Here is a 21628-nt window from a genome sequence, read left to right as displayed (position 1 = left end):
GCGATGGATATAAAAACAACATATCCTTCCAACAACTATACAATTCACGTTGGTGAATCGATACTTCATCATCAGATAGAAGCATATTCTAAAAAATACGACAGTATTTTCTATATTATCGATTCCAGAGTTTATGATCTTCATAAAGAAGTTTTGTCATTCATTAAGTCACCTGTACTTACACGATCCGGAGAAGCTTCAAAAACACCAGAAGAATATATCCGGGTGGTGGAGTCTCTTCTTGAAAAAGGGATTAAACGGAACAGCCTCATATTTGTTATCGGAGGCGGCGCTACTGGTGATGCCGGCGGCTTCTCTGCGTCCACAGTGTTACGCGGGGTGGATTATATACAAGTTCCGACAACACTTCTGGCACATGATTCTGCAGTCGGTGGAAAAACTGCCATTAATTCTGCTCACGGTAAAAACTTAATCGGTACTTTTCACCGTCCTAAAGCAGTCATTTATGATTTGGACTTTCTAAACACACTCCCTGAGAGTGAATTACTCAGCGGCTTTGGAGAAGTATTCAAACATATGCTTCTGCACAGCCGGGATAAGGCAAAAACGTTAATCAGAGATACTGAAAACGGCATTCTTATTCCGGATTTAAAAAAATATCTGATTAAAGGTATAGAGATTAAAAGAGACATTGTGACGGAAGACGAACACGAAAGCGGTAAACGTAAATTTTTGAATCTGGGCCATACTCTGGCACATGCACTCGAATATAAATATAAATTCCCGCATGGCCAGGCAGTGATTCTCGGCTTATATGCAATGATGACTATTTCCAATGAATTCTATCAAAAATCCATTTTTGATCTTCCATTTTATTATGAGTATTTTGATCAGCTTGGATACCCGCTTCATTACTTGAAAGAAATGGATATAGATGAGATGATTCGCTTAATGAAGCAGGATAAGAAAAATCAAAAAAATGATTATATCGGCTTTATATTGATGAATGATGATACTCCGGAATTCAAAGAGATTGAGGAGATAAAAATTCGTCAATATTTAAATGCTTTAAAGGAGTCCATATGAAAGAATTATTAAACAGTAAATTTACAGGCAGTGTTTCTGTTCCAGGAGATAAGTCAATTACCCACCGGGCAATGATGCTCGGTGCCCTGACAAAAGGTGAAACAAAAATTACTGCGCCGCTTATAAGTGATGATACATTAAGAACATTAGCCTGCATGGAAGCACTTGGTGCAACAAGCCGGAAAACAGAAAATGATTATATTATTTCATCACCCGGAAGAGACCAGCTGAAATCACCGGAAGCACAGTTATACACAGGGAACAGCGGTACGACAACACGCCTTCTGACAGGGTTAATTACCGGACTCGGGCTCAATGCTTCGATGAACGGTGATTCTTCGATTGAAAAACGTCCAATGGACAGAGTCGCTGCTCCATTACGCGAAATGGGGGCGGACATCACTTTAAAAGATGATAAATACCCGCCGATTCAAATCCAAAGCAGTCCGCTTCATACAATTGAATACATTATGCCGGTAGCAAGTGCCCAAGTTAAAAGTGCTATTTTATTTGCCGGATTGTTTCTTGATGGTAAAACAATTATTCATGAAGAGAGCCCTTCACGTAACCACAGTGAATTAATGCTGAGCCAGTTTGGTGCAGATATTAAAACTGAGGGGAACAGTGTTATCCTAAACGGCGGCAGAGAACTCGTAAACAGTGATATTGTCGTTCCTGGAGATATTTCTTCTGCTGCCTTTCTAATGGTGCTGGCAGCAATTACTCCGGACTCTGATATTACATTGAATAATGTATCCCTGAATGATTCACGGTCCGGTATCATTGATGTTTTTGAAGATATGGGGGTTGATTTCGAGATTACCCGTCATAACAATTCCGGTGAACTGTATGGAGATATCCGTGTTAAATACACAGAAAATCTAAAACCGTTTAATATTTCCGGGGATTTGATTCCGAGATTGATTGATGAGATTCCTGTCCTCACTTTACTCGCTTTATCCGCTGATGGTGAGAGCAGGGTGGATGATGCAGAAGAACTCCGGTTCAAAGAAACAGACCGTATTCGTGCTGTTGTTGATGAACTGAATAAAATAGGTGTTTCTTTTGATGAACGTGAAGACGGATACACTGTGAAACCGGCGGAGATACCTGATATTTCAAAGATATCTTTTAAAGGCTACCATGATCACAGAATCATCATGATGCTGATTATTATGGCAATCAGTTCAAATCAGGAAATTCACATTGATGACCCTTCTGCAATCAGTATATCTTATCCAAATTTTCTCGATGATTTAAAAAGTATTAGGGGAGATAAATAATGCAGCAGACCATTTTAGAAGTGATTGACGCACTGAGAAACGGCGAGTATCCCGAGAAAAAAATCAATCAGGTCATTCACAGTCTTGAAGATATTAAAAAAGAGGAAGACCTTGATCACTTATTTATTCTCGGTGACGCACTTGTATCAAGCGGGCTGAATGATTACGCAGAAAAAGTGTATAAGCATTTGTACAACCTCACGGGCCATGATGATGAAGTTCTTGCGTATCTGTGTGATTTGTATATTGCAGATAACCGTCTGGATGAAGCATTAAGCCTGATTAATAGTGCAGAACAGACACCAACCTCACTTGTAATCAAGGCAGAAATATTTCAGCAGCTGAATATGGCCGATGTGGCAATAAGAAATTTATTTCTGGCAAAAGAAATGAATGAGGATCCGGTGATAGATTTTGCCATTGCTGAACTTTATTTTAATGAAGGTGATTTAGAAGAAGCAAACCGTCACTATCAACTGCTTCTTTCACTCGGTCACGATAATATTAATCATATTGACATTAACTTAAGACTTGCTGAAGTCACCATGAACTTAGGCGATCTGGAAACTGCTGAAGCATATTTTAATGCTGCAGATGACAACAGTTACTCTAATGATGATTTTTACAGGCAGTCATTACTTTATTACCAGCTTAAGGAATATGAGAAAGCCAAGTCACTGCTTGATAAAGTCATTTCAAATGAGCCGTATTTCATCAGCGGATACATTCTGCTCATGAACATTCATGAAACAGAACACAATCTTCCGGAAGCAGAAGCCGTTCTCAAGAATTATATAAAAGAGGATGACACCAATCCTTTAGTATATTTCCATCTCGGACGGTTAAACTTCAGACAGAACAACAGTGAAAGTGCTGTTTCTTATTTCCTCAAAGCAGTCGAGCTTGACGGAGATTATGATGATGCCTATTTAATGCTTTTTGAAACCCTGCTTAAGACGGATGATACAGAAGCAATTGATGAGATACTCCCGGGAATTGATACCCACGCACTGTCAGGAGAATCATTATATCTCCTTGCGAAAATAGAACAGGAAAATGAAAATGATGAAAATGCTTCTAAATTTTATGAAGATGCTGCTGCTTTGATCGGTGACTCATTGGAATTTTACATTGATTATTATCACTATTTAACCGAAATTATGTCACCCTTAAGAACGACAGTACTGGATAAATTGATACAGTTGGACCCCGCTAATGACGAATGGTTGTTAGAAAAGGAGAGGGTAGTCGATGAAGAGGATTACTTATAAAAAAGATTTTTTCAATTATCTGCTCTATCATTATGACTTTAATGACCGGGCAGCAGTCTGGATTTTGAATTTTATTAAGTCACACCCTGTAATTTCACAAAACATTACTTTTAATCAGGTGGATACTGCGCGAAAACTCAGAATCGCCGAAAGCGGGAGCAGACGGCCGACTCTGGTATTTGAAAAAGGCGGCGTAATTACAACTGACGGAGAAGTCATATTTCATGAACTTAATCTTCATCAGGATCAGATGCTTTATATCGAACTTGTTCTCTCGGGTGTTGATGAAAGATACCAGCGTGTAAAGGCTGAAGAAATCCTGGAAAAAGATGCTGAAATCTCCGCCAGAATAATGCACCTCCAAAATGAAATTGATGATGCATTAAGCGCGCGTGATGAATCTCTTTTCCTTGAATTAACAAAAGAACTACAACAGATAAAATCAGGTGAATAAAAATGTTATATACAGCTAAAGATATAAAATTATTAAAAGATGAAATAGAATTTATCGATACTGCTGTCATCCCGCTGGTCAGTATCGATATGACCCAGCAGGCACCGGTAAATTCAAATAATATTGAATTGATGCAGATGGTTACAATGCAGATTGAAAAGCAATTCAAAGGGCGGCTGTTAATCACGCCGCTCGTAACCACTATTAATCATCGTACGGATGTTGCCCTTCAGTATTCAGAGCAGCTCCTGGAATACGGCTTTAAGAAGATTATCATTCTGACACATCTGAAAACAGAACTGGAAGAACATGACGTAATCAGACTGAATGAAATCCCGCTTGAAAATATGACTGCTGATATGGTCAATGAACTGGTCGGGGATGAAGTTAAAAAAGTGATGAAATCTATCATCTCGATATGGAACAGATAAAAATAAAGTATAATTACACAATAATCGCAAGTCACTTATCCCAAAAATTATGATAGCTTATTGACCGGCTCAATTTAATAGGCTAAAATTGAACTGTCCTAGTTATATTTTATGTAAAAGTACGCGTGCGTTTGAGGGGGGAAACATAGATGTCGCAAAAAGTTACAAGACGCCAGTTCCTAAACTATTCCTTAATGGGTGTAGGATCATTTATGGCTGCAGGTATGCTTCTGCCGATGGGTAGATTCGCCCTGGATCCTTTATTCAAAGATTCAAGTGAGGGTTCAATGGTGACAACAAGTGTAACTGCTGATGAAATAACAGAAGAACCAACTAAAGTTGACTTTACTTTTGAGCAGCAGGATGCCTGGTACACAAGTGAAGTGACTGACTTTGCATGGGTTTACAGAGAAGGTGATGAAATCATTGCACTTTCACCTGTATGTAAGCACCTGGGCTGTACAGTTACATGGGCTGCCGATGCAGCAAATCCAGAGAGATTCTTCTGTCCTTGTCATAATGGTTTATATGAGAAGAATGGACAAAACGTTCCAGGAACGCCTCCATTAGGACCATTAGATCAGTTTGAAGTAGGTGTGTCTGATGGTTTTATTACAATCGGACAAGTATTTGAAAACGAATTAGTATAGGAGGGAAACTAAATGTTCAATAAGATTTATGATTGGATAGACGATCGCATGGACATCACTCCAATCTGGAGAGATATCGCCGATCACGAAGTGCCAGAGCATGTTAACCCTGCCTATCACTTTTCAGCTTTCGTCTATTGTTTTGGTGGATTAACATTTTTTATCACTGTAATCCAGATTTTATCCGGAATGTTCTTAACAATGTACTACGTGCCGGATATCGTTAATGCATGGAACTCCGTGTATTATCTCCAGCATGATGTTGCTGCCGGTATGATTGTCCGCGGTATGCACCACTGGGGAGCAAGTCTTGTTGTAGTTATGATGTTCCTACATACACTTAGAGTATTCTTTACCGGAGCATATAAAGCACCTAGAGAACTGAACTGGGTCGTAGGAGTATTACTTTTTGCTGTAATGCTTGGCCTTGCATTTACAGGCTATTTATTACCTTGGGATATGAAAGCATTATTCGCTACAAAAGTAGGTTTGGACATTGCAGGCAGTGTGCCGTTCATTGGTGACTGGATTAAGACACTGCTCGCTGGTGACGCTACAATTATCGGTGCTCAAACATTGACTCGATTCTTTGCCATCCATGTATTCTTCCTACCTGCTGCATTATTTGCGTTGATGGCTGTGCATTTCATCATGATACGTAAACAAGGTATTGCAGGACCACTATAGGAAATTGGGGGGAAAAGATTATGAAACGTGGAAAAGGGCTGACATTTGTCGGCGATTCACGAATACAGAAATATGAAAAACCTAAACTTAATCGTGATTATTCAGAATTTCCAGGTCGTACAGAAGAGTTTTGGCCAGATTTCCTTTTAAAGGAATGGATCACTGGTGCTGTATTCCTCATCGGTTTCCTATGCTTAACAGTAGCGCATCCTGCGCCGCTTGAGCGTATTGCCGACCCAACGGATACAGGGTATATACCTTTACCAGACTGGTACTTCCTATTCTTGTACCAAATTCTGAAATACACTTATGCTTCTGGACCGTTTAACATACTTGGTGCAATTATTATGCCGGGTATCGCGTTCACTGCGCTTCTTCTTGCGCCGTGGCTTGACGGTGTGAAAGAACGTCACTGGAAAAAACGTCCTGTGGCAACAGGCTTAATGCTTGTTTCTATTGCGATTATTTTCTACACAACCTGGGAATCTGTTGCATACCATGACTGGGATCAGCAGCATCAACAGGGGCAGATTACATTCTCTAACTTAGACGCAGATGATCCTGTGTTTAATGAACTGATTAGAACAAACTGTACAAGCTGTCACGGTGGTGAGCTTGCAGGAGGATCAGGTCCTGACCTCATCGCACCGGAACTTGCTCCGGAAGCAGTCGAGGCATTTGTAACTAACGGTTCTGGAGATATGCCGGCGTTCGAAGGACAGCTGACTGAAGATGAAATTTCACAAATTGCTGAATTTGTTGCAGGCTTGGAAGAAGTTTCTGCTGACGAAGCAACGAATACTGAATCAGCTGAATAGTTAAAACCCCCTGTAACAGGGGGTTTTTTTAATAGGTGGTGTAATGTGAATAAAATAATTGAACTGATGTTTAACAGAGTATTTTTAGTGATATTACTCATTTCTAATTTTTTAGGAACGATATACGGATACTATTGGTATAAAGGACAGTTATCCATTACAGACTGGTATTTTATCCCGTTTGTTCCTGACAGTCCGACAGCCACATTGTTTCTCTGTATCCTGATCGTCCTGATTTTATTTAATAAAAAATGGGGATTGATTGATGCACTTGCCTTTACCACTTTAATTAAATACGGTGTATGGGCTGTCGTGATGAATATGCTCACCTTTATGGAAACAGGGTTTATCTCATGGGTTGGACTTATGCTGATTGCTTCACACGGTATCATGGCTGTACAGGCCTTTTTATTCCTTCCTTACCTGGAAGTCAAACCTGTACACTTTTACATTACTGCAATATGGCTGTTTCATAACGATGTCATTGATTACGTGTATAATCAATATCCGGTATACGGTGCTTTAGCCGATTACAGCAGTCACATCGGTTACTTTTCTTTCTGGCTGACTGTTTTTGTGCTGGTACTTTTACACTGCCTTGTGGTGCGGCATAATGATTGACTGACAGCCGTTAATTCAAGTAAAATATATGTAAGTTAAGTAATATTAGGAGGCGCCATGTATATATTAATTTATTTTGTCATATTAATGATTGTTCCTATGCTTGCTCAAATGAATGTCAAATCCACGTTTAACAAATACGCTAAAGTACGTTCAACAAGTGGCATGACAGGAAGAGAAGTAGCTGAGGAAATTTTGCACGAGAATGGTATTTATGATGTATCTGTTGAAAGAGGACAGGGTGTATTAAGTGATTACTACGACCCTAGAAATAAAAAAGTTGTATTATCCCCGGATAATTTTGACAAGCCGAGTGTCGCTGGTACAGCAGTTGCTGCGCACGAAGTGGGGCACGCAATTCAGCACGCTACAGGCTATGCATTTTTAAATTTCAGATCTGCTTTATTCCCGCTTGCACAGCTGGGAAGTAACTTTGCTTATATCATTATCATTGCCGGTATGCTTTTAACATTCGGCATGAACTCCGGTTTCGGTAACACGCTTCTGTGGGTTGGTATTGGTTTAATGGCATTTGCTGTTTTATTCCAGCTTGTTACACTGCCGGTCGAATTTGATGCTTCAAAACGGGCGATGAACCAGATTGAATCACTCAATATTGTAAATGAAAAAGAATACAGACACGCTAAAAAGGTTTTAAATGCAGCAGCGATGACTTATGTTGCAGCAACAGCAGTTGCCGTAGCAGAACTTGTAAGATTCATCCTGATCGCAAGAAGCCAAAACTAAATACCCATTCTGAGCCGGACTATTGGTCCGGCTCTTTCTCTGCCCGGATAATTATTTTCTACTGACAGACAATTAATGATAATATGAATACAGGAGGGGATTGTTTATGAATATTGCTTTAATTGCACATGATAAAAAGAAAGACGCCCTTGTCTCATTTGCACAGGAAAACTTTGACTTATTAAATAAACATCAACTGTATGCCACGGGAACGACAGGCGGACGTGTTATTGATGAAACCGGACTGAACGTTACCCGCTGTAAATCGGGACCGCTCGGCGGTGATCAGGAAATCGGTGCCCTTGTTGCAAACGGAGAAATTAATGCTATATTCTTCTTCAGGGATCCACTGACAGCACAGCCCCATGAACCGGATGTTTCCGCATTATTAAGACTGTCTGATGTCTATGATGTACCTCTCGCAACCAATGAGGGTACGGCAGCGGCAGTATTGTTACTAATCGATAAATTAGATAGAGAGTGATTAAATGAAAATTGGAATAACATGTTATCCCGGAATCGGCGGCAGCGGGATTATCGCAACAGAGCTCGGAATTAAAATGGCGGAACGCGGCCATGAAGTTCACTTTATTACATCAAATATGCCGTTCAGATTAAATCTCAATCATGAAAATATTTTCATTCACCAAACTGATATTAACAGCTACAGTGTCTTCCAGTATCCGCCTTATGATATTACACTTGCCAGTAAAATATCGGACGTGATTAAACTTTACGATCTTGATATCATACACATGCATTATGCGGTACCACATGCAGTATGTGGCATTTTAGCGCGTGAAATGTCAGGAAAAGACGTTAAAATTGTCACGACACTTCATGGAACGGATATTACGGTTCTCGGACATGACATGTCACTGGTCTCCGCAATCCGGTACGGAATTGAAGCATCTGATGTTACGACATCTGTATCAGAAAGTCTGACAGAAGATACTTATCAATTAATCAACCCGGATAAAGAACTTAAAACAGTGTATAATTTCATTGATGAAACAACGTTTAATACTGACGGCAGAGATGAGGCGCGGGAGAAACTCAGAAAATGCCACGGTATCAAACCTTCTACGAAAGTACTGATGCACACATCAAACTTCAGACCGATTAAACGACTCGATGATGTCATACGGACGTTCCATCTGGTTCAGAAAAAAATAGACAGTGCGTTAATACTGGTCGGGGACGGTCCTGAAATGAGCCGTGTACGAAGTCTCGTTAAAGATCTGATGATTGAAGACAAGGTGTATATCGTCGGACAGCAGTCGGACGTCAAACCATATTTTCAGCTCGCGGATATTTTTCTTCTGATGAGTGAAAAAGAGAGTTTCGGACTCGCTTTACTTGAGGCAATGAACTGCGGCGCTGTACCTATCGGTTCTACAGCAGGCGGAATAAGAGAAGTCATTAAGCATGATGAGACCGGTTTTGTCGTGGATGTCGGTGATTATAAAGGTGCCGCTGAATATGTAGTTGAACTGCTGAGTGACAGTGCACTGTACGAAAACATGTCACGCCGGATGCTGGAAGATGTCAAATTACGTTTTAACTCTGATAATATTATCGGACAGTATGAAGAAATATATAAAGCATTATTAACTGGAGAATAATTCATGAATCAACTATTTGAAACAGGAAAAACGATTATCTACACATTAAAAAATGCAGGATTTGAGGCATATTTTGTCGGTGGTGCCGTCAGGGACCATGTGATGTCCGGCAGTATCCACGATGTGGATATCACTACAAACGCAAAACCGGAGACAGTGGAAGAACTGTTTCCTCATACCATTGATGTTGGTAAAGAACACGGGACAGTGATCGTCCTGATTGATCATGTTCCGTTTGAAGTTACCACATACCGTACAGAAACCGACTATACCGACCACAGACGGCCGGATAAAGTCATGTTCACCTCACACTTGAATGAAGACCTGCAGCGCCGTGATTTTACAATGAATGCGATGGCAATGACTGAACACTATGCACTTCATGATCCATACAACGGTCAGGATTCAATCAGAAATAAAATCATACATACTGTAGGCAGTGCAGGAGAACGCTTTAATGAAGATGCACTCCGGATGTTAAGAGCTGTAAGATTTATGTCCACGCTCAAGTTCAAGCTTGCGGACAGTGTTATAGATGCAATCGGAAAAAACAGTGAGACGATTTCCTATGTGGCGGTTGAACGTATTGTTGTTGAGATGAGAAAAATGTATGCCGGTGAGGACATTAAACATGCGAAGCAGGTACTGAGCGACACAAAGTTAATACAATACATTCCATTTTTCAAAGACTGTCATCCTAATTTGCTAATGACTGATGTGAATCATCTGGTGGATGAATTGTTTCTTCAAGTATATTTCGAGTCATCACTCGCGGCTTCCTTGAATGCACTGAAACTTCCGAACAGTGATAAAACAGATGTATCAAACATGTTGAAGCTTGCTGATGATCTTAAAAACAATATCCATCCTTTAAAGATTGCATTTAAGAACAATTTTAATACGTTAAAAAGACTGCAGTACATTAATAATAATAATGATATATTGGACGCATCTGCCGCTCAAAGTCTGTCTGTTGCTGTCAGCAGTCATCCTGCACTGCCGATTCAAAACAGACAGGACTTAGAAGTCAACGGCAGTACTTTAATGACTGTGTTTAACACCAGAGGCGGGCCGTGGATTAAATCACTTCTCTCCCGTTTAGAAGATGAAGTGCTCTTTAACAGATTACAAAATAACCAAGACGAAATTTTAGAGTGGGTGAAACGACATGTCATCGTTGAAGACGGACATATTAAAATTATTGAGTAACCATGAGCACATTTCAGGTCAGAAACTGGCCGATGAGCTGGAAGTATCAAGAACTGCTGTGTGGAAGGCAGTACAGAATTTAAAATCCGAAGGCTACATTATAGAATCAGTACAAAATAAAGGATACCTTCTAAAAGAAAAAACATCGCATATTAATCACAGTGCACTCTTAAATATGGTGGAGTATTCCAGACATTTTGATGTCCTTCATTTTAAAGAGAGTATCGATTCCACCCAGCTCCTTGCAAAGTCGCTGATTAACCGTACAGATGAGCAGTTTATCGTTGTGGCACTTGAGCAGACGGCGGGAAGGGGACGTTTTAACAGACCATGGGCATCACCGAAGAATAATGGTTTATATATATCCATCGTTCTGAAGCCGGACATCAGTTTGTCCGAGATTATACGTTTCAACCTGTTTATGTCACTCGCAATCAGTGAAGCACTCGATCAGTCTTTTAATATCGAAAGCGGTATTAAATGGCCGAATGATATATACATTAATGATAAAAAAGTCTGCGGCTTTTTGACTGAAGTGCTGAGTGAGGACCATCATGTCACTTCAATCATATGCGGTATCGGCATCAATTTATTTGATAACGATTATTTGAAGTCACTGGGTACCGCAACATCCATTGAAAATGAAAGTGGGAAAGGAAACATCAATATCGAACATTTTCTTTCCACCTTTATTTCCAAAATCGATGAATATTATGAACTGTTTTTATCTTCATCTTTTGATATTATTAAGAAAGATTGGATAGAGCGCTCGATTATCTTCGGCAAAACAATCAGAATTACAGAGATGACCCGGACGTATTACGGCAAGCCCGTGGATATTACTGATGACGGGTTTCTGGTTGTCATTGATGAAGAAGGGGAGACCCATAAAGTAATCAGTGCAGATATTGAACTTTAAGAATCTGGTGATTTTATGTATAAAGGCAAATTTGCTGTAGTTGATTTAGAAACTACAGGCAACAATAAAGATAGAGATGCTGTCATACAGCTGAGCATTGTATTTATTGACCAAATGACGATTACATCTCAATTCACAACATTTTTGAGTGATGAAACAGAATTATCTCCGTTTATTCGCGAACTGACATCCATTGAACCCGAAATGCTTGAAGGGGCACCGAAGTTTGAAACAGTAGCTGGGGAACTTTTCGATATGCTGAACGGCTATACTTTTGTTGCGCATAATGTGGATTTTGATTTGAGATTTCTTCAAAGTCATTTTGAAAAAGTAAATATGTCTTATCAGCCGTTGAATATTATCGACACAGTGGAATTATCAAAAATATTTCTTCCTTCACTCATACGGTATCAGTTGTCTGAAATCACGGATGCCCTTGGTGTGGAGCTGACAAATGCACACCGTGCAGATGCGGATGCACTGGCAACTGCTCATATTTTCTTACATATCATTGAAAAAATGACAGAAACCAATTCAGAAACACTAAAAAAGCTATATCACTTATCAAAACATTTAAAATATGATCTGCAGGCCTTGTTATTTTCTGTTCTTGCAGACATTCAGTGTCCGCCGGGCAGTGAACTTGAGCAGTACAGCGGTTTTTATTTCAAAAAAGAAGCTGTGGAGCATGTAAATCTCGAACCTGTCAGTGTGGATGAACTGTATAAAAAGTATATTGATTTATCCGATGAGACATACCGTGAGGACCAGCTGATTCTTTCGAGAGAAATATTCAGCCGTTTTGAAAATAAAACACATCTCGCCATTGAAGCATACACCGGTCTCGGTAAAACGACAGCATTTCTAATAGCCGCGGTCAGTTATCATTCAATGTACCAAAAGAAAATACTCATATCGACCTCAAGAAAGATACTGCAGAACCAGATGATGACAGATGCATTTCTGAAACTGAAAAAAGTGCTTGATCTGCCGGTAACTGCTGTAAATTTCAAGGGTCGTGATAATTATATTGACCTTGAAGCCTTCAACGCCCTGTTAAACAGTGATGACCGCAACCATGAAATCAATATATTAAAAATGAGACTGCTGATCTGGCTTCTGGAAACAAGCACAGGTGATTTGTCGGAAATTGAACTGCGCGGGCCTGAAAATGCCTATTACAGAACCGCACGAATCCAGTCGGGACAGCCGTCAAAGCATATCTTTTTTGAACGGGCACTCAATCAATCGAATATGTCTCATTTAATATTCACCAACCACTATTTTCTGCAGGACTGTCTCAGTGTGCTGGATCATCTTGATGTACTTGTGGTTGATGAAGCACATCAATTAAAGAATGCCGTGAGTGAGCGCTTTAAGAGAGTATTTACGTATCAGGATATGAAGTTTTTTGTCGGACAAATCGGCTCTCCGGATCAGGACCGCCTGTTATCCGGCTATATTGCCGATAATCAGACAGCTTCTGAATATCTACTCGTCGATTTAATAGATAAACTGAATCAAAATGTGGATTTTCTTTTCAGCCGGCTGCAGGCCGGAAATATTAAAAAGGCTGTAAAAGTACTTGATGAAGGAATTCAGTTTACTTCAATCTTTTTAAGTACCATCAGAAGTACAAATAATTATCAGGCCCTGTATAACCATGTCCATTTTTACCGTGAATCACTGGAAGAACTAAAGGACGGCCTTTTAAATGAAATATATCAGATTAAAGGCGGTCATAATTTTCAGCTGGTTAAAGTCATATTGACAGAGTCCGATATGGAGACCATTCACAATCATCTCGGGCAGTTATCATCAATCATATTGATTTCAGGCACTCTGGAAGTCAGAGAAAGCTTTAAGCATTTGGATTTCTGGTTCAAAGACCTGCCGTATGACACAAAAGTGATGTCTCTCGATTCACTGCATGACAGAACAAAGCTGTTCATTCCGTCCGATATTCCTGAATATAACACAGAGGATGAAGAGTATTTTTATGCTTTGGTTGAGTATATCAGTATCTATTTGTATGAAACCGGCGGCAGACTGATGGTTTTATTCTCAAACTATGATTTGCTTCAGAAGATTTATGATTTTACCAAGGAAGTCGGCCTGTTTAATGATTTTGCTGTCCTCAAACAGACAAAGTCAACATCTGCCCACAAACTCCTTGTACAGTATAATCAGCTGGACCGTGCACTGCTGCTTGCCACGACCAGCTTCAGTGAAGGAATCAATATTGAAGGGTCGGGAGATAAATGTGTTATGCTGCCGAAGCTGCCGTTTCCTGTACCGAGTGACAATCACTTTAAATCATTCCACAAAAATGACCTGCCTGAGGCTGTATTCCGGTTCAGACAGGTTATCGGAAGAGTCAGAAGGCATCCTGATGATAAAGGGTTGATACTGCTGATGGACAATCGGATATTGTCAAAAAGCTATAAAAATGCCTTTTTAAAATATTTTCCTTCAGAAAATGTAATAGAAGGGGACAGGAAGACTTTCAAAGCCTTCTTAAGTCATTTATAATGTATATATCAATAATAAAGGAGTCCTGCTATGAAACTCTCACAACGTGTTCAAAATTTAACACCGAGCCAAACAATTGCCATCACTGCCAAAGCAAGGGAACTGAAAGCCGAAGGCCTTGATGTCATCGGTCTTGGAGCCGGAGAACCCGACTTCAATACACCGGATGAAATTATTGAAAAAACATATGAATCACTGAAAAAAGGTGAGACTAAATATACACCTGCTTCAGGCATACCTGAACTAAAAAAAGCCATCATTAAAAAAATGGCACGTGATAACAACCTCGATTATTCAATGGATGAAATATTTGTCGGGAATGGTGCCAAGCATGTCCTGTATAATGTTTTCCAGGCTGTCCTCGATGAAGGTGACGAAGTTCTTGTTCCGACACCTTACTGGGTCAGCTACACAGAACAGGTTAAACTTGCAGAAGGGACACCCGTTCTTATTGAGACGGATGAATCCACTTCCTTTAAATTAACACCGGAACTCCTGGATCAGCATGTGAATGAAAAGACACGGATGCTGGTATTAAATTCACCAAACAATCCTTCAGGAATGGTATACACTAAAGAAGAACTAAAAGCTCTTGCCGATTATCTGGAAAAGACAGATATTATCGTTGTTGCTGATGAAATTTACGAGGTTCTCGTCTATGACGGCGAACACATTTCCATCGCATCATTCAGTGAGAAAATTAAAAAGCAGACTGTTGTAATTAACGGTGTCAGCAAATCCCATTCAATGACAGGATGGAGAATTGGATATGCATGTGCAGACAGTGCATTGATTAAAGGGATGACGGGTCTTGCTTCCCAGTCCACTTCAAACCCGACTACTCCTGCACAGTGGGCGGCAGTTGCTGCATATGAAATGGACAAAACATTTCTCGATTCATATAATGAAACGTTCCGTAACAGACGGGATCATGCATATGACCTGCTGATGACAGTGCCACATGTGGAATGTATCAAACCGGAAGGTGCATTTTATTTATTCCCGAATTTTAAAACCACTGCTGTTAAATGCGGTTTTCAGACAGTAGACAAATTTGTTACTGCTTTACTGGAGGACAAACAGGTCGCTGTTGTACCGGGATCGGCATTCGGACTCGATGATAATATCCGGATCAGTTATTCAATCAGTGAAGAGATGATGACTGAAGCAATGACAAGAATCAAGAATTTTGTAACTGAAAGAATAGAAGGAGTTTAGCATGAAAATTACAATTAACCAGGCAGGACAATACGTTGGTCAGGAAGTCACAATCGGCTCCTGGCTGCTTCAAAAACGCGGGAGCGGTAAAATCCAGTTCTTACAATTACGTGACGGTACAGGCTTTATGCAGGGCGTTGTCGTAAAAGCAAATGATGAGGACTTATTTGCAGCTGCAAAAGGACTGCATCAGGAAACATCTATGTATGTTACAGGGACGATCAAGGAAGACGAGCGTTCTTCATTCGGCTATGAGATGGAAGTTACAGGAATTGAAATTATTCATTCAGCTGAAGGATATCCTATTACACCGAAAAACCATGGACCTGAATTCCTGATGGATCATAGACATTTATGGCTGCGTTCAAGAAAACAGCATGCCGTAATGAATATCCGTAACCAGATTATTAAAAGCACTCACGATTTCTTTTTCAATAACGGATTTAAGAAAATTGACCCGCCGATTTTAACAAGCAGTTCTCCTGAGGGGACTACTGAATTATTCCATACAAAATATTTTGAAGAAGATGCCTACCTTTCACAAAGCGGCCAGCTCTATGCAGAAGCAGCTGCCATGGCACACGGAAAAGTATTTACAATGGGGCCGACATTCAGAGCAGAAAAGTCCAAAACAAGACGTCATTTAATTGAGTTCTGGATGATTGAACCGGAAATGGCATTTTACGAACATGAAGACAGTTTGAAAGTTCAGGAAGACTTCGTTTCTTATCTCGTTAAAGAAGTCCTGACACACTGCAGACTGGATTTGGAAGCACTCGGCAGAGATACAACTGTTCTTGAAAAAATTGAGGCGCCTTTCCCGCGTATCACATATACAGAAGCGATTGAACTGTTAAAAGAGAAGGGCTATGATGATATTGAATGGGGTGAAGATTTTGGTGCACCTCATGAAACTGAAATTGCAAGTCACTATGAAAAGCCGGTATTCATCGTCAACTATCCTAAAGCAATCAAATCCTTCTATATGGAAGAAAATCCTGAAGACCCGCGCACAGTATTATGTGCAGATTTAATTGCACCGGAAGGATATGGGGAAATTATCGGCGGCAGTGAAAGAATTCATGATTATGAGACTTTAAAAGCTCGTATCAGTGAAACCGGACTTGATCTTGATGCGTATGAATGGTATCTCGACTTAAGAAGATACGGCAGTGTACCGCACTCCGGCTTCGGTCTTGGTCTTGAGCGTACCGTTGCATGGCTGTCAGGCGTACAGCACGTACGTGAAACTTCACCATTCCCGAGACTCTTGAACAGATTATATCCATAATCTTATTTGATATTAAAGTGTGCATTTTAAAGTGCACACTTTTTATATCTTTCAAAAGGAGTATATATGTTAAAAAAATATATTAAAGACATTTCTATACCTGTGAATAAAATCCTGTTTGAAAACTACAGTGCTCTTAACTTAAATGAATCATCCCTCATTATCCTGATCCGCCTTATGGAATACAGTAAAACATCCTCAACACTGCCGGACATGGATGTACTGCAGAAAGGAACCACGCTGTCTAAAAATGACATCTCAAGGATTATTCAATCTTTGATTGAAAGTGACCTGATGACTCTCGAAACATCCAAAGTTAATGATAAATATATGGATGTCGTATCATTTGAGCCGCTGTACACTCAATTAATAGCAATCACAGAAGACGACAAGGCAGAAAAAAAACCGGATCCGGAAGATATTAAGGGACTGTTTTCCTATGTAGAAAATTTATACGGACGGACATTGAATCCAAATGAATTTGAACGGATGAACAGCTGGCTGAATGAGTCGAAATTTTCAGCCCGGAAGATTGAGGAAGCAGTGGATATTGCCTATAGAAATCAAGTCACGTCACTCGCATATGTAGAACGTGTACTTCACAATATGCTTAAAAGTCCGGAACCGGATAACAATCATACATCACGGCCGCCGTTTAAAAACTGGCTGAAAGGAGAGTAAAGATGGTATCTAAGAAAAAAACGATCGAAATGCTTGATGTCATTGATAAAATGTATCCTGATGCTGAATGTGAGCTGGTTCATAAAAATTCATTTGAACTCACAATCGCAGTCCTGTTGTCTGCGCAGGCTACCGATGTTCACGTCAATAAGGTTACGAAAGAATTATTCAAAAAATATCAAACACCTGAGGATTTTCTCAGTGTTCCCTTAGAGGAAGTGCAGAATGATATACGTTCAATCGGACTCTATAGAAATAAAGGGAAAAATATTCAAAAACTGTGCAGGGATTTAATCGACCGTTTTGACGGGCAGATCCCGGATAATTATGAAGACCTTGTGAGCCTTGCCGGTGTCGGAAGAAAAACAGCAAATGTTGTATTATCAGTTGCCTTTGATGTCCCGAGAATCGCTGTTGATACACACGTTGAACGGGTATCAAAAAGACTCGGCATCGCAAGATACAAAGACTCTGTCATCGAAGTAGAAGAGACATTGATGAAAAAAGTTCCAAAGGAACGATGGAGCAAAACCCATCATCAATTGATATTTTTCGGGAGGTATCACTGTGTTGCAAGAGCCCCGAAATGCCCCCAGTGTCCACTCCTTGCAGACTGCAGAGAAGGGCAGAAGCGTATGAAAAAATTAAAGGTACTGCCATGATTGATATTGATTCACAGTATGAACATTTAATCGAAACTGCAAGAGATATCAATCCTTCTGACTATCAACAATTCCACAAGAGTATCATTGATGATTTTGAAAATAAAATTACAGGTATTCCTGAAAATTTTCACTCAAATATTTATCCGATGAATTTTAAGTCCAGGCTTGAATATATTGAAAGCCGTCCGAACCAATATCATAGTATCATTCAACTGAAAGCACTACACGAAGAATTCGTTAAACGTTATGCGGCATTCCGTGCGAAGAATGGTTAATTACTATAAAATCTAACGAAAAACATAAAAAAATCCCTGGATGATTAATTTCATCCAGGGTTATTTTTATGCTGCATCGTCTTCTTCAGTTGTTTCTTCAGTACCATCATCCGTATTGGTATCGGAACCTTCGCTGTTATCAGGTTCTGTCGTATTATTCTGTTCTTCCTGTTCTGTTGATGTGCCGTTATCTGATTCCCCGTCAGCAGGTGTTTCTTCTTCAGCCGCTTCAGGGTCCTCTTCTGTCACCGGCACCTCTTCCTCAGGGGATGGCTGTTCTTCACTATCTTCAGAAGACTCTGTCACATTTCCGTCTTCATCTGTTCTATACCACCAGGTGTTACGATTGCCGTCATTGCTGCTTTCATTTCCCCCCTGGTTATTCTGATTGTTCTGGTTTTGATTGTTTTGACTCCGGCCGCCGGAATTACTGATATTCTGCATATCTTCACTGCCTGCAACCGCAAATTCACCGTTGTTTAAAGCAACGACACTGTCAGGCTGTTCAAAATCCTGGCCGTTGTATGAACTGATGGTCTGCATAATATCACGGAAGAACCACTGTGGTGTAATGTGTTCATCTGTGCCGACCAGTGATGTTTCACCGTTTTCCTGGGTCGATGTGAATCCGGTCCATACGCTCATCGTATACTCAGGTGTATAACCGATAATCCATGCATCTTTCGCTGCATTATCCGGAAGGTTATACTGCTCACGTGTTTCCCGTGAATATGATGTCGTACCTGTTTTACCTGCTATATTCAATCCGTCCATCTGAATATAATCTGCACTGCCGTTTGTTCTGAAAGTATCTTTCAGTATATCTGTCAGCATAAATGCTGTCGAGTCTTCCATTACCTGTTCGGAGTCATTTTCAAATTCAATCGTATCTCCGTCACTTGTAACGACCTGTCTGATGGACTGTGCAGTATTATGCTCACCGCCGTTACCAAGTGTAGCGTAGGCTTCAGCCATCTGCAGCGGGCTGAATAATGAATAATCGCCGCCGCCGAGTACATCGTTAAATGTCAGCTGGTAATCTTCGCCGCCGTCTTTTGCGGAGTAATTCAAGCCGGCACCTTCGGCAAATTCTTTCGGCACATCGGCACCAAATTCATCACTCACTTCTTCAAAAGCTTTGACTGCCGGTACATTATAACTCCGGCTGAGTGCTTCTCTGATGGTAACATTGCCGTGGTTCTGCATATCATAATTGTAAATCGTATTGTTGGTTCCTTCAGGTGTATACTCATATGCATCCTGAATCGTCTGATCAGTACGCCATTCGAAGTTCTCAATTGCCGGTCCGTATGCCGTAAACGGTTTGATAGAGGAGCCGGTATTTTTCTGTGTCAGTGACTGGTTATGCATCACAACTTCCTGATAGTCACGTCCGCCGCTGATTGCTACAAGGGCACCGGTCTCTGTATCAAGAATCGTTGACGCAATGTCAAAATCATCATGCTGGAACTTCGGATTATAGTAATAATCACGGTTATCCGTTAAGTTTTGAAGGTTGGTCTGAATATCAGCATCCATGTTTGTATAAATATCTACACCGCTCGACAAGATTTCACTGACATCCATATTTCCGAAATTATCATTCTGGCCGAGTTCACGTTTCATCACATCAATATACGCTGCATATTCAGGATCTTCAGGATCATTTGACGCCCGGTCTTCCTCTGAACGCTCGACAAGGTTTGCCGTAATATCAGTATTGACCGCTTCATCATACTCTTCCTGTGTGATACGTTCATGCTCAAGCATCAGACGGAGAACGATATGTGCACGGTCTGTCCCGTGCTCCGGATCAACATATAAGTTATACCGGTTCGGAAGCTGCGGCAGACCGGCAAGATAAGCCGCTTCAGCTAAATTTAAATCCGCAAGCTCCTTACCAAAGTAATAAATACTTGCTGTTCTTACGCCGTAAATACCGTCTGAGTAATAAATTTTGTTCAGATACATTTCCAAAATTTCATCTTTGGAATATTCCTGTTCCAGTCTGTAGGCGAGGTATGCTTCCTGGGCTTTTCTTTCAAGTGTCTGTTCTTCGGTCAGGAATACACGTTTAACCACCTGCTGGGTAATCGTACTGGCACCCCCTGAACCGAACCCATCTGTAATATTATTTAAAACTGCTCTCCCAAGGCCGATAAAATCCATGGCTCCGTGACTGTAGAAACGGTTATCCTCAACAGCAAGTACCGCATCAGTCATTTGTTCAGGGATATCTTCGATACTTACAAATTCACGTTTCTGTCCCTGGTGTATCGTTGTAATCAATTCATCATTCTGATCAAAAATACGCGCCGGCACCGGGTCTTTTAACTTTTCTTCACTGAAGGCCGGAGCCTGTGAAGCATAGTAGGCAAATAAAATGGCACCAAGTACCAGCCCGATTAATCCAATCATTACGACATAAAGAAGAATGTGTTTGATCAGTTTCTTTCTGGAACCGTTATTCTTCTCATTATTCTCCTTCTTTTTCGAAGGCGCCGGCTTTTTGCTCCTTTTATAATTTTCCATTAGTACGCTCCATTCTTAAAATAAAATTCATCTACTGCCGAAAGATAATCCACTCGGGGATTAATCCCTTCCTTAAGTAAAATACTGTCTTTTTTTATGTCATCATATTTAATAGATTTTCTTCCGCCGTCCAGATAATTCTGCCAGTACTTATCAAAATGCTCAAACGGCATCATAAATGTTTCCTTCAACTGGGAAAAACGTATGATTAGAAATACAATACCATCATGTGCTGTACATTGTCTCATATGAAGAACCTGATGGTCATGTATATTGATAAAAGGGAAGCGTGAATTGTTTTTGGTTTCCTTCGCTTCAAAGTCAATATACTTTCCTCTATAGACACCGTTGTAGTCACTCGTTGACGGCACTTTAAAGTAAGCTTCGCTGATTTTCGCTTTATTCCTGGAAGGATAATCTACGTTAACAATCTGTACAGGTGTCGGTTTTTTATGAATGACTGCATATTTCATTTTTATATAATATGCATTGGTTTTATCAAGATCTGTTTCAAGTGTCATTCCCCGCTGGCCGTACTTTACTTCGCCGGTACGTTTCTTTGAGGACGTCACAGTATAATTTTTGTTCGGCTTCACACCTTTTGGGTATTTCATAAATATCGCACCTACAATACGTTTATAGTATTATATATTATATCATGATAGATTAGAT

General features: G+C 40.2%; 22 protein-coding genes. 20 read left to right on the top strand and 2 right to left on the bottom strand.

What is annotated here, in order from left to right; translation table 11 throughout:
• Positions 1-3: 3 nt before the first annotated feature.
• From aroB to ACFSX4_RS02550, 20 genes are all read left to right on the top strand, one after another.
• The gene (aroB, locus tag ACFSX4_RS02645; RefSeq protein ID WP_377771271.1) at positions 4-1047 is read left to right on the top strand and encodes a 3-dehydroquinate synthase; all 1044 of its coding nucleotides are present in this window, start codon (positions 4-6) and stop codon (positions 1045-1047) included.
• Positions 1044-2330 carry a 3-phosphoshikimate 1-carboxyvinyltransferase gene (aroA, locus tag ACFSX4_RS02640; protein WP_377771270.1) on the top strand — a complete coding sequence of 429 codons (1287 nt, stop codon included), beginning with the start codon at positions 1044-1046 and terminating at the stop codon, positions 2328-2330. The genes aroB and aroA overlap by 4 nt, the downstream gene beginning before the upstream one ends.
• Positions 2330-3601: a tetratricopeptide repeat protein gene (locus ACFSX4_RS02635; protein WP_377771268.1), complete on the top strand. Its 1272-nt coding sequence runs from the start codon at positions 2330-2332 to the stop codon at positions 3599-3601. The genes aroA and ACFSX4_RS02635 overlap by 1 nt, the downstream gene beginning before the upstream one ends.
• Complete coding sequence (locus tag ACFSX4_RS02630) at positions 3582-4055, top strand: YpiB family protein (protein ID WP_377771266.1); 474 nt, start codon at positions 3582-3584, stop codon at positions 4053-4055. The genes ACFSX4_RS02635 and ACFSX4_RS02630 overlap by 20 nt, the downstream gene beginning before the upstream one ends.
• A 2-nt stretch (positions 4056-4057) precedes the next feature.
• Positions 4058-4486, top strand: a complete 429-nt coding sequence (locus ACFSX4_RS02625) for a DUF2487 family protein (RefSeq protein WP_377771264.1) — start codon at positions 4058-4060, stop codon at positions 4484-4486.
• A 149-nt stretch (positions 4487-4635) separates the two neighbouring features.
• On the top strand, positions 4636-5136 hold the full coding sequence (locus ACFSX4_RS02620; RefSeq protein ID WP_377771262.1) for a ubiquinol-cytochrome c reductase iron-sulfur subunit: 501 nt from the start codon (positions 4636-4638) through the stop codon (positions 5134-5136).
• Between the two features lie 12 nt (positions 5137-5148).
• On the top strand, positions 5149-5823 hold the full coding sequence (gene qcrB / locus ACFSX4_RS02615) for a menaquinol-cytochrome c reductase cytochrome b subunit (RefSeq protein ID WP_377771260.1): 675 nt from the start codon (positions 5149-5151) through the stop codon (positions 5821-5823).
• Positions 5824-5843: 20 nt separating this feature from the next.
• Positions 5844-6641 (top strand): menaquinol-cytochrome c reductase cytochrome b/c subunit, encoded by a 798-nt coding sequence (locus ACFSX4_RS02610; RefSeq protein WP_377771258.1) that lies wholly within the window; start codon positions 5844-5846, stop codon positions 6639-6641.
• Positions 6642-6686: 45 nt separating this feature from the next.
• Positions 6687-7262 (top strand): DUF1405 domain-containing protein, encoded by a 576-nt coding sequence (locus ACFSX4_RS02605; RefSeq protein ID WP_377771256.1) that lies wholly within the window; start codon positions 6687-6689, stop codon positions 7260-7262.
• 57 nt (positions 7263-7319) lie between these two features.
• A complete protein-coding gene (locus ACFSX4_RS02600; RefSeq protein ID WP_377771254.1) occupies positions 7320-8009 on the top strand; it encodes a zinc metallopeptidase in 690 nt (229 codons plus the stop codon).
• Between the two features lie 106 nt (positions 8010-8115).
• Complete coding sequence (mgsA, locus tag ACFSX4_RS02595; protein WP_377771252.1) at positions 8116-8493, top strand: methylglyoxal synthase; 378 nt, start codon at positions 8116-8118, stop codon at positions 8491-8493.
• A gap of 4 nt (positions 8494-8497) precedes the next feature.
• Positions 8498-9634 (top strand): N-acetyl-alpha-D-glucosaminyl L-malate synthase BshA, encoded by a 1137-nt coding sequence (gene bshA, locus ACFSX4_RS02590; protein ID WP_377771250.1) that lies wholly within the window; start codon positions 8498-8500, stop codon positions 9632-9634.
• A gap of 3 nt (positions 9635-9637) precedes the next feature.
• Positions 9638-10843, top strand: coding sequence for a CCA tRNA nucleotidyltransferase (locus ACFSX4_RS02585; protein WP_377771248.1), 1206 nt, complete (start codon positions 9638-9640; stop codon positions 10841-10843).
• Positions 10803-11762, top strand: coding sequence for a biotin--[acetyl-CoA-carboxylase] ligase (locus ACFSX4_RS02580; protein WP_377771246.1), 960 nt, complete (start codon positions 10803-10805; stop codon positions 11760-11762). The genes ACFSX4_RS02585 and ACFSX4_RS02580 overlap by 41 nt, the downstream gene beginning before the upstream one ends.
• A 15-nt stretch (positions 11763-11777) precedes the next feature.
• Complete coding sequence (locus tag ACFSX4_RS02575) at positions 11778-14294, top strand: helicase C-terminal domain-containing protein (RefSeq protein WP_377771244.1); 2517 nt, start codon at positions 11778-11780, stop codon at positions 14292-14294.
• A 30-nt stretch (positions 14295-14324) separates the two neighbouring features.
• The gene (locus ACFSX4_RS02570) at positions 14325-15512 is read left to right on the top strand and encodes a pyridoxal phosphate-dependent aminotransferase (protein WP_377771242.1); all 1188 of its coding nucleotides are present in this window, start codon (positions 14325-14327) and stop codon (positions 15510-15512) included.
• Between the two features lies 1 nt (position 15513).
• Entirely contained in the window at positions 15514-16803 is a 1290-nt protein-coding gene (asnS, locus tag ACFSX4_RS02565) for an asparagine--tRNA ligase (protein WP_377771240.1), read from the top strand.
• 66 nt (positions 16804-16869) lie between these two features.
• Positions 16870-17484: a DnaD domain-containing protein gene (locus ACFSX4_RS02560; protein ID WP_377771238.1), complete on the top strand. Its 615-nt coding sequence runs from the start codon at positions 16870-16872 to the stop codon at positions 17482-17484.
• 2 nt (positions 17485-17486) lie between these two features.
• Positions 17487-18146, top strand: coding sequence for an endonuclease III (gene nth / locus ACFSX4_RS02555; protein ID WP_377771236.1), 660 nt, complete (start codon positions 17487-17489; stop codon positions 18144-18146).
• Positions 18143-18424 (top strand): YpoC family protein, encoded by a 282-nt coding sequence (locus tag ACFSX4_RS02550; RefSeq protein WP_377771234.1) that lies wholly within the window; start codon positions 18143-18145, stop codon positions 18422-18424. The genes nth and ACFSX4_RS02550 overlap by 4 nt, the downstream gene beginning before the upstream one ends.
• 66 nt (positions 18425-18490) lie before the next feature.
• On the opposite strand, the gene ACFSX4_RS02545 is transcribed toward ACFSX4_RS02550, so the two are convergent.
• Both ACFSX4_RS02545 and recU read right to left on the bottom strand, forming a co-directional pair.
• Positions 18491-20956 carry a transglycosylase domain-containing protein gene (locus ACFSX4_RS02545; RefSeq protein WP_377771232.1) on the bottom strand — a complete coding sequence of 822 codons (2466 nt, stop codon included), beginning with the start codon at positions 20954-20956 and terminating at the stop codon, positions 18491-18493.
• The gene (recU, locus tag ACFSX4_RS02540; protein WP_377773419.1) at positions 20956-21576 is read right to left on the bottom strand and encodes a Holliday junction resolvase RecU; all 621 of its coding nucleotides are present in this window, start codon (positions 21574-21576) and stop codon (positions 20956-20958) included. Before recU ends, ACFSX4_RS02545 begins: the two co-directional genes overlap by 1 nt.
• Positions 21577-21628: the final 52 nt, after the last annotated feature.

Source organism: Corticicoccus populi, assembly GCF_042686195.1.
Lineage (GTDB): Bacteria > Bacillota > Bacilli > Staphylococcales > Salinicoccaceae > Corticicoccus > Corticicoccus populi.
Note: the sequence above shows the minus strand (reverse complement) of the source record. Positions and strands in the feature narration are given on the sequence as shown.

What these genes read in the sequence shown, in the direction of transcription:
- ACFSX4_RS02570 (WP_377771242.1), top strand. Translation starts at nt 14,325, where the DNA reads ATGAAACTCTCACAACGTGTTCAAAATTTAACACCGAGCCAAACAATT.
- mgsA (WP_377771252.1), top strand. Translation starts at nt 8,116, where the DNA reads ATGAATATTGCTTTAATTGCACATGATAAAAAGAAAGACGCCCTTGTC.
- ACFSX4_RS02560 (WP_377771238.1), top strand. Translation starts at nt 16,870, where the DNA reads ATGTTAAAAAAATATATTAAAGACATTTCTATACCTGTGAATAAAATC.
- ACFSX4_RS02585 (WP_377771248.1), top strand. Translation starts at nt 9,638, where the DNA reads ATGAATCAACTATTTGAAACAGGAAAAACGATTATCTACACATTAAAA.
- bshA (WP_377771250.1), top strand. Translation starts at nt 8,498, where the DNA reads ATGAAAATTGGAATAACATGTTATCCCGGAATCGGCGGCAGCGGGATT.
- ACFSX4_RS02580 (WP_377771246.1), top strand. Translation starts at nt 10,803, where the DNA reads ATGTCATCGTTGAAGACGGACATATTAAAATTATTGAGTAACCATGAG.
- aroB (WP_377771271.1), top strand. Translation starts at nt 4, where the DNA reads ATGGATATAAAAACAACATATCCTTCCAACAACTATACAATTCACGTT.
- ACFSX4_RS02610 (WP_377771258.1), top strand. Translation starts at nt 5,844, where the DNA reads ATGAAACGTGGAAAAGGGCTGACATTTGTCGGCGATTCACGAATACAG.
- asnS (WP_377771240.1), top strand. Translation starts at nt 15,514, where the DNA reads ATGAAAATTACAATTAACCAGGCAGGACAATACGTTGGTCAGGAAGTC.
- ACFSX4_RS02620 (WP_377771262.1), top strand. Translation starts at nt 4,636, where the DNA reads ATGTCGCAAAAAGTTACAAGACGCCAGTTCCTAAACTATTCCTTAATG.
- aroA (WP_377771270.1), top strand. Translation starts at nt 1,044, where the DNA reads ATGAAAGAATTATTAAACAGTAAATTTACAGGCAGTGTTTCTGTTCCA.
- ACFSX4_RS02545 (WP_377771232.1), bottom strand. Translation starts at nt 20,956, where the DNA reads ATGGAAAATTATAAAAGGAGCAAAAAGCCGGCGCCTTCGAAAAAGAAG.
- ACFSX4_RS02600 (WP_377771254.1), top strand. Translation starts at nt 7,320, where the DNA reads ATGTATATATTAATTTATTTTGTCATATTAATGATTGTTCCTATGCTT.
- qcrB (WP_377771260.1), top strand. Translation starts at nt 5,149, where the DNA reads ATGTTCAATAAGATTTATGATTGGATAGACGATCGCATGGACATCACT.
- ACFSX4_RS02575 (WP_377771244.1), top strand. Translation starts at nt 11,778, where the DNA reads ATGTATAAAGGCAAATTTGCTGTAGTTGATTTAGAAACTACAGGCAAC.
- ACFSX4_RS02630 (WP_377771266.1), top strand. Translation starts at nt 3,582, where the DNA reads ATGAAGAGGATTACTTATAAAAAAGATTTTTTCAATTATCTGCTCTAT.
- ACFSX4_RS02550 (WP_377771234.1), top strand. Translation starts at nt 18,143, where the DNA reads ATGATTGATATTGATTCACAGTATGAACATTTAATCGAAACTGCAAGA.
- ACFSX4_RS02625 (WP_377771264.1), top strand. Translation starts at nt 4,058, where the DNA reads ATGTTATATACAGCTAAAGATATAAAATTATTAAAAGATGAAATAGAA.
- nth (WP_377771236.1), top strand. Translation starts at nt 17,487, where the DNA reads ATGGTATCTAAGAAAAAAACGATCGAAATGCTTGATGTCATTGATAAA.
- ACFSX4_RS02635 (WP_377771268.1), top strand. Translation starts at nt 2,330, where the DNA reads ATGCAGCAGACCATTTTAGAAGTGATTGACGCACTGAGAAACGGCGAG.